Source organism: Microvirga sp. BF8 (assembly GCF_059888585.1).
On sequence record NZ_CM187619.1, the window covers coordinates 885,319 to 900,064 of the forward strand.

At 60.2% G+C, this 14,746-nt stretch carries 17 protein-coding genes; 14 read left to right on the top strand and 3 right to left on the bottom strand.

The window, feature by feature from the left end; genetic code table 11:
* The first annotated feature begins 199 nt into the window (after positions 1–199).
* From AC522E_RS04200 to AC522E_RS04230, 7 genes are all read left to right on the top strand, one after another.
* Entirely contained in the window at positions 200–1,291 is a 1,092-nt protein-coding gene (locus tag AC522E_RS04200) for an ABC transporter ATP-binding protein (RefSeq protein WP_500749138.1), read from the top strand.
* Positions 1,284–2,417 carry an ABC transporter substrate-binding protein gene (locus tag AC522E_RS04205; protein ID WP_500749139.1) on the top strand — a complete coding sequence of 378 codons (1,134 nt, stop codon included), beginning with the start codon at positions 1,284–1,286 and terminating at the stop codon, positions 2,415–2,417. Before AC522E_RS04200 ends, AC522E_RS04205 begins: the two co-directional genes overlap by 8 nt.
* A gap of 98 nt (positions 2,418–2,515) precedes the next feature.
* Entirely contained in the window at positions 2,516–3,349 is an 834-nt protein-coding gene (locus AC522E_RS04210; protein ID WP_500749140.1) for an ABC transporter permease, read from the top strand.
* Between the two features lie 104 nt (positions 3,350–3,453).
* The gene (locus tag AC522E_RS04215) at positions 3,454–4,260 is read left to right on the top strand and encodes an ABC transporter permease (protein ID WP_500750584.1); all 807 of its coding nucleotides are present in this window, start codon (positions 3,454–3,456) and stop codon (positions 4,258–4,260) included.
* 15 nt (positions 4,261–4,275) lie between these two features.
* Entirely contained in the window at positions 4,276–5,118 is an 843-nt protein-coding gene (locus AC522E_RS04220; protein WP_500749141.1) for an endonuclease/exonuclease/phosphatase family protein, read from the top strand.
* Positions 5,119–5,345: 227 nt separating this feature from the next.
* Positions 5,346–5,639: an HU family DNA-binding protein gene (locus AC522E_RS04225; RefSeq protein WP_500749142.1), complete on the top strand. Its 294-nt coding sequence runs from the start codon at positions 5,346–5,348 to the stop codon at positions 5,637–5,639.
* 330 nt (positions 5,640–5,969) lie between these two features.
* Positions 5,970–6,776, top strand: coding sequence for a DUF1194 domain-containing protein (locus AC522E_RS04230; protein ID WP_500749143.1), 807 nt, complete (start codon positions 5,970–5,972; stop codon positions 6,774–6,776).
* Positions 6,777–6,847: 71 nt separating this feature from the next.
* Here the strand turns inward: AC522E_RS04230 and AC522E_RS04235 are convergent, their stop codons facing one another.
* A complete protein-coding gene (locus AC522E_RS04235; protein ID WP_500749144.1) occupies positions 6,848–7,087 on the bottom strand; it encodes a hypothetical protein in 240 nt (79 codons plus the stop codon).
* A 324-nt stretch (positions 7,088–7,411) separates the two neighbouring features.
* On the opposite strand from AC522E_RS04235, the gene AC522E_RS04240 reads away from it, so the two are divergent.
* Entirely contained in the window at positions 7,412–7,954 is a 543-nt protein-coding gene (locus AC522E_RS04240) for a pyridoxamine 5'-phosphate oxidase family protein (protein ID WP_500749145.1), read from the top strand.
* Between the two features lie 7 nt (positions 7,955–7,961).
* Here AC522E_RS04240 and AC522E_RS04245 read toward each other — a convergent pair whose 3' ends face one another.
* Positions 7,962–8,330, bottom strand: coding sequence for a RidA family protein (locus AC522E_RS04245; protein ID WP_500749146.1), 369 nt, complete (start codon positions 8,328–8,330; stop codon positions 7,962–7,964).
* A gap of 89 nt (positions 8,331–8,419) precedes the next feature.
* A complete protein-coding gene (gene dapF, locus AC522E_RS04250; RefSeq protein ID WP_500749147.1) occupies positions 8,420–9,262 on the bottom strand; it encodes a diaminopimelate epimerase in 843 nt (280 codons plus the stop codon).
* A 188-nt stretch (positions 9,263–9,450) separates the two neighbouring features.
* Here dapF and AC522E_RS04255 point away from each other — a divergent pair, with 188 nt between their 5' ends.
* The 6 genes from AC522E_RS04255 (at position 9,451) to AC522E_RS04280 (ending at position 14,737) form a co-directional block, all read left to right on the top strand.
* Positions 9,451–9,885 (top strand): OsmC family protein, encoded by a 435-nt coding sequence (locus AC522E_RS04255; RefSeq protein ID WP_500749148.1) that lies wholly within the window; start codon positions 9,451–9,453, stop codon positions 9,883–9,885.
* 97 nt (positions 9,886–9,982) lie between these two features.
* Positions 9,983–10,864: a hypothetical protein gene (locus AC522E_RS04260; protein ID WP_500749149.1), complete on the top strand. Its 882-nt coding sequence runs from the start codon at positions 9,983–9,985 to the stop codon at positions 10,862–10,864.
* Positions 10,865–10,943: 79 nt separating this feature from the next.
* Positions 10,944–12,191, top strand: a complete 1,248-nt coding sequence (locus AC522E_RS04265) for an extracellular solute-binding protein (protein WP_500749150.1) — start codon at positions 10,944–10,946, stop codon at positions 12,189–12,191.
* Between the two features lie 53 nt (positions 12,192–12,244).
* Positions 12,245–13,177 carry a carbohydrate ABC transporter permease gene (locus AC522E_RS04270; protein ID WP_500749151.1) on the top strand — a complete coding sequence of 311 codons (933 nt, stop codon included), beginning with the start codon at positions 12,245–12,247 and terminating at the stop codon, positions 13,175–13,177.
* Positions 13,174–14,025, top strand: a complete 852-nt coding sequence (locus tag AC522E_RS04275; protein WP_500749152.1) for a carbohydrate ABC transporter permease — start codon at positions 13,174–13,176, stop codon at positions 14,023–14,025. Before AC522E_RS04270 ends, AC522E_RS04275 begins: the two co-directional genes overlap by 4 nt.
* 10 nt (positions 14,026–14,035) lie before the next feature.
* Complete coding sequence (locus AC522E_RS04280) at positions 14,036–14,737, top strand: N-acetylmannosamine-6-phosphate 2-epimerase (RefSeq protein WP_500749153.1); 702 nt, start codon at positions 14,036–14,038, stop codon at positions 14,735–14,737.
* Positions 14,738–14,746: the final 9 nt, after the last annotated feature.

Here is a 14,746-nt window from a genome sequence, read left to right on the forward strand (position 1 = left end):
GACCGGTGACCGTGAGGCAAGAGCGCAGCCCAGGCAGCAGAGCGGAAGAAGTAAGCAGAAAGCTCTCCTCTCGGAACCAGGGGCTAGCCGGCTAAAATTCCGAACGCCTTCGAATCACAGGCTTTTCACCGTCATCTAAATGTGATTGTCTGTTCCCATAAGAGACGCGAAAAGCGCAATCAGGGAGGGAAGTGGGACCGTGGACAATTCTGTCTTGCCCGCGATCGATATTGATCGTCTGCAGGTGAGCTACGGCAGCCAGCAGGTGCTGCATGGGGTCAGCCTTTCGGTCGCCCCCGGGGAATTCATTGCCATCCTCGGCTCGTCCGGTTGCGGGAAAACGACGCTCCTGCGGACGGTCGCCGGCTTCCAGAAAGCTTCGGGCGGGGCCATTCGCCTGTTCGGCCGGGACGTGGTCGATGTGCCGCCGGAGAAACGCGGCATGGCCATGATGTTCCAATCCTATGCCCTCTGGCCGCACATGACCGTGCTCGGCAATGTGGGCTACGGCCTCCGCCTGCGCGGGGTCCCCAAGGATGAAATCCGCGCCCGGGTCGGGTCCGTTCTCAAGATGCTGAACATGGAAGGCCTCGAGGACAGGAAGGTGACGAACCTGTCCGGCGGGCAGCGGCAGCGGGTGGCCCTCGGACGCGCGCTCGCCATTGAGCCCGAGATCCTGTTGCTCGACGAACCGCTATCCAACCTCGACGCCAAGGTGCGCATCCAGCTACGCTCCGAGATCAAGTCCCTGCAGGCGCGTCTCGGCTTCACGGCTATCCACGTCACGCATGACCGGGAAGAAGCCATGACGATGGCGGATCGGATTGTGGTCATGGATGCCGGCCACATCGCCCAGATGGGGCCGCCCAAAGACGTGTACGACCGGCCGAATTCACCTTTCGTCGCCAGTTTCATGGGGGCGGAGAACACGATCGACCTGGATATCCGCGCATCGGGTTCGGATGTCGAGATCAGAACCAGGGACGGACGCGCTACACCCTATGCTGGCGCAGTTCCCGTCGGCGCCGTGACCGCTTTCTTCCGTGATGATGTTGCCTCGCTCGAAGATCCTGGCGCCCTGATCGAAGGGTCCATCATTCTGCCCGGGACAATTACGCAGAGAACGTATCCCGGCGGACACTACAGGTACGTGGTCGCGATCGGCGACCGTCATTTTTCCGTGACGGACGACCGCTACCACGACGTCGATCGCCCCGTCGGCCTCCGGCTGCCGGTGTCGTCGTTGCACCTGTTTCCCACTGACCAAGCCAAGGGAGGAATCCATGCGTAAAGCCCTTTACGCTGCCGGCATTGCAGCGTTTCTCATGACGAGCGCGGCGAGCGCGCAGACGCTCAACGTCGCCACTGCCGGCGACCAAAACATGGTCGATTACATCAAGGACTATCTCGGACCGCTCTTCGAAAAGCAGCATCCGGGCGTCAAGGTCGTCGCCGTCGGCACCGGGCCCGGTGACGGCGGATCGCAGAAGATCTTCGAAAAGCTCGACGCGCAGACCAAAGCCGGCGCAGCCGCCGATTTCGATGTGGTCGTCATTCACCAGAAGGCGGCCGGAACCATGGTGCAGGACAACCTGCTCAAGAAATACCGGGATAGCCTTCCAACCGGAAAGCTGGTGACGCGCGACACAGCGACCAATTCGCTGGGTGCCGACGTTTCGGGCTACGTCATGCCGATGTTCCATTCCCAGACGGCGATCGCCTACAATCCTGATTTGATCAAGTCTCCACCGAACAGCTATGCGGAACTGCGGGACTGGGTGAAGAAGAATCCGAAGCAGTTCGGCTATAACGGCATCAAGGGTGGCATGTCCGGCGTTGCCTTCGTGACGGGTTGGGTCTCGGCCTTCGGCGGCGACGCGGCGAAGCTGGAGAAGGGCCCCTACGATGCTGCCACGAAAGCCTCCTGGGACAAGGCCATGGCGGATCTGAAGGAGTTCAACCAGAACGTCGTCATCACGCCCGGCAATGCAGGCACGCTCGACATGCTCAACCGCGGCGAGATCGCCATGGGACCGGTCTGGGTCGACATGTTCTATACCTGGAAGGCAGAGGGCAAGCTCCCTCCGAGCATGAAACTGAAGCTCGTGTCCCCCGGCATGCCCGGGCAGCCCATGTATTATGCCATTCCAGCAAAGACGGCTCAGGACAAGTTGGCCGCGGAGTTCGTGGCGCTCGCAACGAGTCCCGAGGTACAGGCCGAGGGCATCGTGAAGCGCTTCAACTGGTATCCTGGCATTGATGCCAAGAATCTGGAAGGCAAGCTCGATCAGGCCGTGTGGAACCAGCTCTTCGCGGATATCCCGCCGGATGTGCTGTCCTCCAACGGTAAGCCTTTCCCGATCGGCCCGTATTTCAACGACATTCTCGAAACCTACGAGAAGAAGGTCGCGAACTGATCGAACATTCACCGTTGACGGGCGGCCTATACCCGAGGGCCGCCCGCCGCCCCGATGTCACGATCGGTCTCCCAGCGAGATCGGGACTTTGTAGAATCATGGCGAGACCTTCGTTCTTCGGCCTCCTGCTCATTGCGCCAGCCCTGGCGATGATCGGTGTCCTGTTCCTGTACCCGCTCGGGTTTTCCCTTGCCTCGGCATTCACGGCGCCTGATGGCGGCTTGTCTCTCGCGTCCTTCCACAAGGCCTATGACCTCTATTCCACCGACATCCTGTTCACCCTGTTCATCGTCATCACCTCGACCCTTCTGACGGCGCTGTTCTCGATTACGATCGCCGGGATACTTACACTGAGCGAGATTCCATGGCTGATCGCGGTCCTTCGCAATCTTTATCGCTGGCCGCTTTTCATCCCGTTCATCGTCGCGGCGCAATGCATGCGCACGTTCCTCGCCAAGAACGGCTTGATGAACAATTCGTTCGTCGCTCTCGGCCTGATGGAGCCGATCCAAGCGACGAGTTTTCTCGATTGGCGCGGCATCATCATCACGTTCGTCTGGAAACAGGTGCCCTTCGTGACTCTAATGCTGGCAGGAGCCATGGCCTCTATTGACCGAGCGACCATCGAAGCGGGCCGGAATCTTGGCGCATCGCGGCTGCGCGTCCTCATCGAACTGGTTCTGCCGCAGGTGGCTCAGACATTGCTCGTCGGACTTGTGCTGTCCTTTGTCACCATGCTGTCCGTTCTGTCCGTGCCGATGATGGTCGCGGGCTCCCAGCCTACCATGCTGACGGTCGACATGGCCTTCCGCATCAATTCCTATGGTGATTACGCCACGGCCAATGCACTCGGCGTGATCTCCTACGTGATCGCCGGGACCGTCGCCTGGATCTACCTTCGCCACAATGTGAGGCGGGAGGTGCAGTCGTGAGCGGGAAGATGCAGTTCTCTCCCGCATCGCCGGAGCCAATCTCCTTGAATCGGCCTAGGCGCTTCAGCCTGAACCGTCGTGTACCATCGAAATCGGCGGCCAGGGTGTGGGTCGTCGGGTCCTCCGCGCTCAAGGTTCTCGCGCTGGTGGTGTTCGCCTTTCTTCTGTTCGGGCCGCTCGCCAATCTCGTTCTCTGGTCGGTGGCCGAGCGATGGTATGCGCCGTTCAAGCTCCCGGTCTCCTATGGCCTGCGCTACTGGGAGGTGGTTTTCCGCCCCACTGGTGATGCCATGTCATCGCTCGTAACCAGTATCAGCATCGCCTGCCTCACGGTTGTCGTAGCCTTGTGCGTCTCTGTTCCGGCCGGATATGCGCTTGCGCGCCTCAGGCTGCCGTGGCGCACGGCCCTCATGATCCTGTTCCTTCTGCCCCAGGCGTTTCCCTCGGTCGCAATCTACATCAACGTGGCAAGGGTCTTCTACAGCATCGGCCTGACGGGAACGATCACAGGTGTCGTGCTGGTGCACGCCGCCCACGGACTCGTCTATTCCGTTTGGATCGCAGCGGCAGCGTTCGCGGCAGTCGACAAGGATCTTGAGTTAGCGGCGCGGAATATCGGCGCATCCCCTCTGCGCACCTTCTTCACCATCACGCTGCCGCTTGCAATGCCCGGCATCATGGCAAGCGCCATCTTCGTCTTTCTGGAGTCACTCGATGAATTCACTGGAACGTTCTTCGTCGGCGTTCCACAGGTGACAACCCTGCCGCTTCTCCTCTACAACGCCAGCATGGGCGGCAACTACCAGATTGCCTCCATCACGGCTCTTATCCTCCTCGTTCCGTCCGTGTTGTTCATGATTGTCATCGAACGCTTCCTGAAAGCGGATGTCCTGAGCAAGGTCGGCCAATAAAACCAGGACTTCTTCATGCTCCGGATCATCACCTGGAACATCCAATGGGGCCTCGGGATCGACGGGCGCGTCGATCTCAAGCGCATCATCGATGAAGCGCGCTCCATCGCCGATTTCGACGTGCTGTGCCTTCAGGAGGTTTCAGACAACTTTGGAAATCTCAAGGGTAACGCCGGCGCCAATCAGTTCGCCGAAATTGCTGCCCTGCTGCCCGATTACGCTGCCATCGAGGGTGTCTCCCTCGACATTCCTGATGGGGCAGGGGCGCGGCGACGCTTCGGCAACATGATCGCCTCGCGCCTCCCCGTGGCGCAGGTACTGCGATATACGCTGCCTTGGGAGGCTGCACCGACCCTCAATATGCCGCGCGTTCTGCTGGAAGCGGTGGTGGAAGCACCGACAGGCCCCTTGAGGATTATGACAACCCACTTGGAATATTCCTCTGACACATTGCGGCAGGCGCAGGTCGAGGGCATCCGAGAGGCACACAGGACGGCTCATGATCGCACGCTGACGCCGCGGAAGGACGGTGAGGGCACCTATGTCCGGTTCCCGTTAACCTCGTCTGCAGTGCTGACCGGTGATTTCAACATGCGTCCGGAGGACACTACGAAAAAGCGTATCTCTGACACATTCGACAACGGCGCGCCGGCGCTGAGGGATTCCTGGCAGGTCGTAAACGGCACGGTGCCGCATCCCCCATCCTTCTGCATCTACGACCAAACCCATGGTCGTCCGCATTGCTGCGACTTTGTCTTTGTAACGGAAGATCTTGCACCTCGGGTGCGCTGCATCTCGTACGACCAAGAATCGCAGGCCTCGGATCATCAACCCGTCCTGCTCGAACTCGATATCTGAAGTTCCGGTGCTACGCCCGGCGCATCATTCATGCGGGACCTCCGGGGCGGGCTAGGGGCCGGGATTGCTCGCGACAATTAACGTAGCGGAAGATCTGCAGGGCGCCGGTGACATCGAAAGAATCCGGTCTTGACGTCGATGTTAGAGCAATGCAAACGCGGCGTATGAGCTAACCTTGCCGGGACGGCTCATTTCTTAAGCTTTTCTCCGGGCATAAAGGAATACCTATGAACAAGAACGAACTTATCGAGCAGATTTCCAAGGAATACGAACTGACGAAGACCTTCGCGCGGGACCTGATCGAGAACGTGTTCGAATCGATTTCCGACGCCGTCCACAAGGGCGAAGAGGTTGCGATCTTCGGCTTCGGAAAGTTCAAGCTCGCAGAGCGCAAGGCGCGCAAGGGCCGCAATCCGCAGACGGGCGAGGCCATCAAGATCGCTGCCTCCAAGAACGTCAAGTTCGAACAGGCCAAGGCCCTCAAGGAACGGGTCAACACCAAGCGTAAGGCGCGCAAGTAAGGCCTCCTCCCGACCGCTTTGAATGTATTGGGCGCCGTCGACGGCGCCCAAACTTTCTGGGGAAACGGCCAAGCTGCCGCCCTGGATCGGACGTTTGAGCCAAGGACCGGACGAATAGCCCGCCGACGAGCTGTACCACGACGATGCCTCCGGATCGCCGTGATTCCCGCGGCCTGACGTAAGCAACCGGTGCGCCCAACGCGCGGCCCCCGGAAAGGATTCCCCACACGTCACTGGAACCCACGGGACCTGATGTCGTTCAAATCTGTATCCGGGCAACCGAGTTGGTATGCCCGTTTGGGCTGGGGACCATCCTGAACGGAGGCGGCAATGTTCCAATTGCCCCGATCCCTGTGTCTATGCCTGCCCCTGGCTGCTCTTCTTCTCACGGATCCTGCGAACGCCGAACCTAGGCTCGATCTCGCACTCGTCATCGCAGTGGACGTCTCCTCGTCGATGGATCCGGTTGAGCAGAAGCTCCAGCGTGACGGGTTTGTCGAGGCGTTTCGGTCCCCACTCGTGCACAAGGCCATTCAGCGAGGCATTCTGGGAAGGATTGCAGTCACTTATGTCGAATGGTCCTCCGTGGACGATCAGGTTGTTATCGTGCCATGGACGGTGATCGATGGCCCGGATTCCGCCAGCACGTTCGCACAGAGACTCTCCTTCCAGCCCACGCGCCGGGGTACAACCACTTCGATTTCTGCAGCGCTCGACTTCAGCGCACGGCTCCTGCGAGAGGTAGAGCCGGAAGCGGTCCGTCAGGTCATCGATGTCTCGGGAGATGGCACGAACAACGATGGTCGCTCCGTGACGGATGCCCGGGATCAGGTCACCGGATCAGGTGTTACGATCAACGGCCTCCCCGTCATGGTCAAGAACCCGGAAGCGGCCTGGGACATGGATGCGCTCGACCTTTATTATCGGGACTGCGTTATCGGTGGAATGGGCGCATTCATGCAGCCAATCCGGAACATCAACCAGTTCGCAGCCCTGATTGAGCTCAAGATCCTTAGGGAGGTGTCCGGAATTGGCGGTCGGTTAACGCGTACGGAACCTGTCGGAATAGCTGTGGACTGCCGGACGGGAGAGACGAAGCGGCAGGAGGACGGCCTGCCTGGCATTCGGAAGCCGTGAGAGGGCAGTCGATTCGCTGGGAAGGGGCCACGACCTTCAGAACGGGGCCGCTCTCACCAAGGATCCTGGCCTCAATTGACAGCGTTCGTCGGCGCATCACCCATGAGCGCAACCTTCGCCGCCATAAGGAGCGCTTCGCCGAGTTCGCGTGCACGGTCGGCAGTCATGGCGACCGGCATCTGATGGCGAATGCCACGGGCGAAGTCATCTGGCGTGGCGGCGATCTCGATGACCATCATCGCATCCCGACCATCCAAGGTGCCAACGGAAAAGCTTGTCAAAGCGCCGATCAGATCAAAATCCTGGGTCATGTCGACCTCCATCCTCTGTGCATAATCGGATTTCTCTCTCAGTCCGCGCGAATTGTCTGCTCTCCAGGCAAAGAGTGGATTGTGTTACGTTTGGATTTTCCCTTATTTTACAAGGATTACCCAGCGAAGATTTTCGAATATTCTTTTCTATCGACGACTGGCTCCAGCGTTTTCGCAATAATGTGTCGATTTGCCCTGGCACATGAACCGCGTTCGTTACTATCGATTAACCGATGCCCGGGCCTTACATGAGAGTCAGAAGATTCTTGTCGTGAAGATTCTTGTCGTGATGAGACGAAAAAAAGCGACTGGAGGCGCATGATCATGGATGAGGCACTGCGGCGGCAGATAATCGATATTCTCAACGGCGCCAAGGACTTGACCCTCGCAACCATCCGCGAGGACGGCTATCCTCAAGCCACTTCGGTTTCCTTCGTCAACAATGGGCTGACCCTTTATTTCGGCTGTGCTGCGCAATCTCAGAAGGCCCAGAACATCGCACACGACAACCGGGTTTCCGCTGCCATCTGCCTGCCCTACGGATCCTGGGAGGAGATTCGGGGTCTGTCCCTAGCGGGGCGCGCGGAACTCCTGACGGATCCGACGAAAATCGAGCAAGCAGCGCGGATGATGATGGTGAAGTTTCCGCAACTCGCCCAATACGCGTCGGAGGCCTTGGAAGGCGTGGCGCTCTTCAGGATCCTTCCCGAGGTATTTTCGGTCCTGGACTACAGGAAGGGATTCGGTCACACGGAGTTCGCAACGGTGTCTGCAGGAAACGAGGGCGTCGATATCGTCGAAGAGGCTGATCTTGAGTCGTTTCCGGCAAGCGATCCACCGTCATGGACCGGGACATCGCTGCTTTGAGGCGTGTCTATGGATAGGGCTGTGGCAGGGCTGCCGTAATCTGGATTTCAAGCCCGTAGCCGGGATCCGCCAGCTTGGATCCGACGCAGGCTCGAGTCGGCGCGTGGCCAGGCAGGATCCACGCATCCCGGACCGCATTCATCTCCTCGAAGGCGTCCATTTCGGCAAGCCAGATCATGGCGTGAAGGATCCTATCCTTGCCGCTACCGATTTCGACGAGCGACTGTTCGATCTGGTTGAGCACATCCCGGGTCTGATCCGCCACGGATTGGCCAAGGCTCGTCTCCGGCACGTACCCGGAGAAATAGACAACATCGTCCTTGATCACGAGGTCGCTGTAGCGAGATGCGATGCCCACCCACGAAATCGTCGCCATGACCGAAAGCTCCTTGTCGTTTCCCACCGGGCGCATGATCAGACTGGGTTGTCCGGACATCGGATGGCTATGCCGGTGTCATGGTGTTCCTAGGCCGTTGGAAGTCGCCCTGCGAATGCGACCGCCACGGGGCCGATGAGAACAACGCTCTCGTCGTCGCGGATCTCGACCTGCAGGCTCCCTCCGGGCATTTCCACCGTCACCCGCCTCTCATGGGTCAGGCCTCGCCGCCGTGCTGCCAGGACCGCCGCGCAGGCCCCGCTACCGCAAGCCTGGGTCAGAATACCCGGTCTTTCCCAGACGACGAGGCGCAGGCGCCTGGGGCTGACGAGCTCTGCCACACCGATATTGGCGCCCTCGGGCAGCAGAGGGGCGCCCTGCAAGCTGGGAGCCCAACGGGGGACATCGATGGCATCGCGGTTCTCCACGAAGCAGACGAGATGCGGGTTGCCGACATTGACTGCGCTCGGTTTTGAAAGCGGGCCGGATTCGAGGTCGAGATAGAGGGTTTCACCGGGCGCTGCGAGCGGGATGGCGTCCCAAGCCCAGCGTGGCGAGCCAAGTTGGAGCGCGACCTGATCGTCCTCGAATCTGGAACCCTGGATCAGCCCTCCAAGGGTCTCCAGCACCAGGTCGCCCGTACCGCTCTCCTGCAGGAGGAGCCAGACGACGCATCGGGTCGCATTGAGACACGTTTCGGCTTCCGTGCCATCGACATTGTAGATCCGCATCCGGCCAGAAGCGCCCTCGACTGTCGGCGGCTCGATGACGAGAAGCTGGTCGCCCCCGACGCCGATATGTCGGTCGCAGATGAGGCGGATTGTGTCGGGAGAGGGCCGGAACGGTTTTTCACGACCGTCGACGATTACGAAGTCGTTGCCCAGTCCATGCATCTTCAGGAACGGGCGGCCGGGGGGTGCGAAGGAGAGCAAGATCGATCCTGGGCGAGTTCAAAGGGCCGCGGTGAGATTCATGATGGCCGGGAACAGAGACTGTGTGCTCCCCTGCGGTCTGTCAAGAAACCGGTCCGAGGGCACGGTCCCGAAAATCGCTCCGCTTCCCGTCGCGCACGCCTTATAAGACGAACATCTGAGAAACGACCGTTATCTGGGAGCGTGTCATGAAAGCCAGAGTGAAGTTGATCGACGGGATGGCCTTCGTCGGCGAGTCGGGAAGCGGCCACGCTATCGTCATGGATGGCGCACCGGAATATGGCGGTCGCAATCTCGGTATCCGCCCAATGGAGATGCTCCTGATCGGCCTGGGCGGCTGCACGGCTTTCGACGTGGTGCAGATTCTCAGGCGAGGACGCGAGCAGGTGACCGATTGTGTCGTCGAGGTCGATGCGGAGCGTGCGGAGACGGATCCCAAGGTCTTTACGAAGATTCACATCGTCTACCGCGTAACAGGCCGGGACCTGGCTCCGGCAAAGGTGGAGCGGGCGATCTCCCTGTCTAAAGAGAAATACTGTTCGGCCTCGATCATGCTGGGCGCCGTCGCCACGATTACGCATGAATGGTCGGTCGTCGATGAGGCCGGGGAAAAGGTATCCTGAGCCCTCTCAACGTAGGGTGGCCTGTTGCCGAGCCAGATGTGCATAGACCATAAGACCACTATGGACAGGAGGCGACCAATATGAGACCAGTGGAAGCGTGAGCGAAACTGGCCTTCATACCCGCTTCCGATCGATCTACCGGCAGTCGCTTCCCGGAACTCGTATCAACGAGGACGGCTGTGGTCTGCAGGGCTCTTATGCTTGGATCGTCGATGGCGCGACAGGCATCTCGGACAGACAGATCTTGGCTGCGCCGAGCGATGCGGCATGGCTCGCCAGCCTCATCGGCGAAACGCTCTCCAAGGCTATTCCGGCCGGTACCGCGGACGACGGAATTCTCATGGAGCTCCAGTCCGAAATCCAAAGCGCGTTCGAAGCTGCTGTTGCGCCAGCCGGGGTATCCGCGGACTTGATCGGCCCGTCGGCCTGCCTGGGCCTGATCGGGATCGAAGCTTCCGGAAGTCGCGATGTCCTGCGGCTGACCGGTTCCTTCCTCGGCGATGTGGTGGCCCTCGTCCCGTCAGAGGGTGGCATTCTTCGCTGGACGGATGACCGGGCGAAGCCCTTCGAGCAGTTGACGCTTGCCGCCCTGGGAACTGGCGGACACCAGCCTGACGGCATGACGGAGCGCGTCCGTCGGCAGATCCGAGAAAATCGTTCGAAACTCAACCGGCCAGATGGCTATTGGGTCGTGAACCCGTGCCTCCCGTGGGCAGGCAGCGCAATCCGGTTCGAGACCGAGGTCGCGGCCAACGCGCCCATCGTCCTGGCGACAGACGGCTTCATGCGCCTCGTGGACGTGTTCGGTGTCTATACGGAGGCGTCCCTCTACGACGCTCTGGCTGAGGGGCGCGGCAATGAACTGCTCGATGAACTGCGCGAACGCGAGCGGCGGGACGAGACAGGCCAGACGTTCAGACGCGTGAAGGCGCATGACGATGCGACCGTTCTCGTGATCGCCGCGCACGGCCGAAGCTGACGGAATTCCGAAAGATGGGCCTCAAATGGCGCGTTTTTCGGTGTTAAAGGAGGAGACTTCAACAATGAGGGGACTTTCGATGAGTCTGACAAGACGGATGCTGATGGGCGTTGCCATGGGCGGTTATCTGCTCTCGGCCGGGGGCGCCATGGCCAAGACCGATCTGACATTCTGGAGCTGGCGCCAGGAGGACAAGGCTTTCTACCAGGACATCATCAAGAAGTTTCAGGAGAAGGAGCCAGATATCTCGGTCAAGTTCGAGACATATGCGCCGGAGAATTACCAGACCATTCTGTCCACGGCGCTCGCCGCCGGGCGCGGCCCCGACGTGATCCAGGCCCGGGCCTACGGCAATCTCGAGGCCGTTGCGACCCCTGGCTACCTGCTCGCCCTGGACAAGCAGAACGTTCCTGAATTGGCGAACTTCCCCGAGGCGGCGCTGGCGGCCGAGACCCTACGGTCAGATGGGAAGGTCTATGCGGTTCCCTTTGCCATGCAGACCCAGCTCGTGGTCTACAACAAGAAGCTCTTCAAGGATGCAGGCGTCAACCCGCCCAAGACCTGGGACGAGCTGATGGCCCTCTGTCAGGCCCTCAAGGCTAAGAACATCAACCCCTTCGCCAACGGTACGGCCACGGCTTGGCAGAACGAGACCATCGTCGGCGGCCTGCTGTCGTCCATGCTCGGTAAGCAATTCGAGTCCGACATCGTCTCCGGAAAGGCGAACTTTACCGATCCGCGCTTCGTAAATGCGTTGACCAAGTTGAAGGAGGTGAGCCAGTACTTCTCGCCGAACTTCACCGGCGTCGATTATCCCTCGTCGCAGCAACTCTTTGTGGCGGGACGCGCAGCCATGTTCGCAGGTGGTTCCTACGAAGTCGCGAATTTCAAGAACCAGAATCCAGCCCTCGATCTCGGCGTGTTCCCGGCTCCGGTCGCAAAGGCAGGCGACGAGGCTCTCGTTGCGACCTATTACGACGGCGGCTACGCGGTCAATGCGAAGTCGGACAAGAAGGATGCCGCAGTGAAATTCGTGCGGTTCCTGTCGACGCCCGAATACGGCACGGCCTTCACCAACACGCTGAAGAACCTGTCTCCGATCAAGGGCATCAAGATCGAGGACCCGATCACACAGGAAGTGGCAAAGCTCGCAGAGCATGCGATGTCCTACCTGATGCTCGTGCACTTCCGTTACCAGGAGCCGAGCGGATCCGTTCTGCTTCAGTCGAACGTGCAAAAGATGCTGGCGGGCCAGCAGACCCCCGAGCAGGCCGCGGCAGAAATCAACAAAGGTGTCGCGACCTACTACAAGCCCTTCCAGAAATAAGGCCGAGCATGGCGGCGGGGCCACTCCGCCGCCATCTTCATGTGGGAGTTCGCATGCCCGTCTCGCCGAAGCAGGCCCGAACGCTGAAACATCGCAGCTGGGTGGCGTTTCTCGTCCTCCCGCCGATCGCCTTCATGTCGCTGTTCGTGGTCTACCCCATTCTGTCCGCCTTCGCCTACGCCTTCTATGAATGGCGCGGACTGGCGCGCGGAGAGTTTGTCGGCCTTGCGAACTTCTACGATGTGCTACTCGGGCCAACCATGGGTCCCGTCGTCTGGAACGCCTTCCTTCACAACGTCTATGCCCTCGTGGCATTGATGATCATCCAGAACGGCGGCGGCTTCTTCCTTGCCTGGCTGCTTTACAAGGAGCCGTTCGGATTCCGTTTCCACCGCGTTGCGGTGTTCGTGCCAGTGGTGCTCTCGACGATCATCGTGGGCTTTCTCTGGAAGCTCTTTCTGAATCCGAATTTCGGCATCGTGAACCAAGCGCTCTACGCGGTCGGTCTGGACGCCTTGGCAAAACCATGGCTCGGCGATTCGTCAACCGCGCTGGGCGCCCTCATCCTCGCCAATGCCTGGCACTTCATCGGATTTCCAACCCTTGTCTATCTCGCCGGCATGCAGCGCATCCCCTCCGAGATCATCGAGGCCGCGCGCCTCGATGGCACTTCGGAGTGGCAACTCCTGAAAAACGTCATCTGGCCGCTCGTGGCACCGAGCACCACCATCCTGTTCACGCTCCTGTTCATCGGTGCATTCAACTGGTTCGAGATTCCCTATGTGATGGTGGGTCTCGACGGATCGCCCTTCGGCTCGACCGATGTGCTCGGACTCGTGTTCTATCGAACGGCCTTCGGGAACCAGAGCGGCGGCATCCAGAATTTCGGTCAGGGCTCAGCGCTCGCGACACTGCTGTTTCTATTCATTGTCGTCTTCGCGTCCATGCTTACCCTGTGGCTGCGCCGTCGGGAGATCCAGTTTTGACGACCTCGACACATGAGGCTGCACCGCGGCAACCGATCTCCTTTGCATTTCTGGTTCAGATCATCCTGGTCATGAACTCCTTCATCATGCTCTATCCGGTGGTGGTGATGGTGTTCTCGGCGTTCAAGACGACGGGCGAGATTTTCGAGCATCCCTTCTCCGTGCCGGACTTCACGCAGATACAGAATTTCGCCCGCGTTCTCGGCGAAACGTCGATGCCGACCTACTTTCTAAATTCCATCGTCGTCACCGGGGCCTCGATCGTTCTCATTCTCGTGCTCGGGACCATGGCCGGCTATGCCGTGGCGCGCTACGAGTCGCGCACGAATACATTGGTGCTGCTGTTCTTTCTCGCCGGCCTCATGCTGCCGCTGAAGCTCGCAGTCATCCCTCTCTTCATCCTCTTGCGGGATCTCAATCTTCTCGACAGCCGCTGGGCCCTTATCGTCACCTACACCGCGATCGGCATGCCGTCGGCCGTATTCATCATGGCGGGATTCCTGCGGTCCCTTCCGGCGGAACTCGAGGATGCGGCGCGGATCGATGGTGCGTCCGAGCCGCGCATCATGTGGTCCGTGATGCTGCCTCTCGCCCGCCCGCCGATGGCCATCGCCGCGATCCAGAATGCGGTTCCGATCTGGAACGATTTCTTCTTTCCCCTGGTGTTCATCCAGTCGGATTCGGCAAAAACCTTGCCGCAGGGTCTGACGACCTTCATGGGCGAATACACCACCGATTGGGGCATGCTGTTTGCCGGGCTGACGATAGCGGCGGCTCCGATCACGCTTCTCTATATCGCGCTGTCACGACAGTTCATTCAGGGCATGACCGCCGGTGCCGTGAAATAGGAGCTCGAAAATGCACATTCCGAAAGGCGCGCTCATCGTGTCCTGCCAGGCCAGGGCCGACAATCCGCTCCATGGCCCGATCTTCATGTCCGCCATGGCACGTGCCGCTGCCGCTGGCGGCGCCCAGGGCTTCCGCGCCAATGGCGCTGAGGACATCGCGGCGATCCGGGCTCTGACGACCCTTCCCATCATCGGAATCGCAAAGGTGTTCGACGACAACGTTCCCGTCTATATTACGCCGGATTTTGCAAGTGCGGCGCAGGTTGCCCGGGCCGGTGCCGAGATCGTCGCACTCGATGCGACGCCCCGTCGTCGCAACGGCGAGCCCGTCGAGAGCTTGATCGGCCGCATCCGCAGCGAACTCGTGCGTGAAGTGTTCGCCGACATCTCGACCGTCGAGGAGGGCAGGGCGGCAGCCATTTTCGGCGCGACCTATGTGGCGACGACCCTGTCCGGTTACACCGATGAAACGGCCGCGATGCGAGACAAAGGGCCAGATCTCGATCTGCTGGAAGCTCTCGTGGCCGCTATCCCGGTCCCGGTCGTGGCGGAGGGGCGCTTCGACACACCCGATCTCGTTGCCGCAGCGTTCGAGCGCGGCGCCCATGCGGTGGTGGTCGGAACCGCGATCACCAATCCACGTGAGATCACGAAAAGGTTCGTCCAGGCGGCAGCGCCATGGACGAACGAAGGAAACACCGGCGCCCCGTGAAAAGGCGCA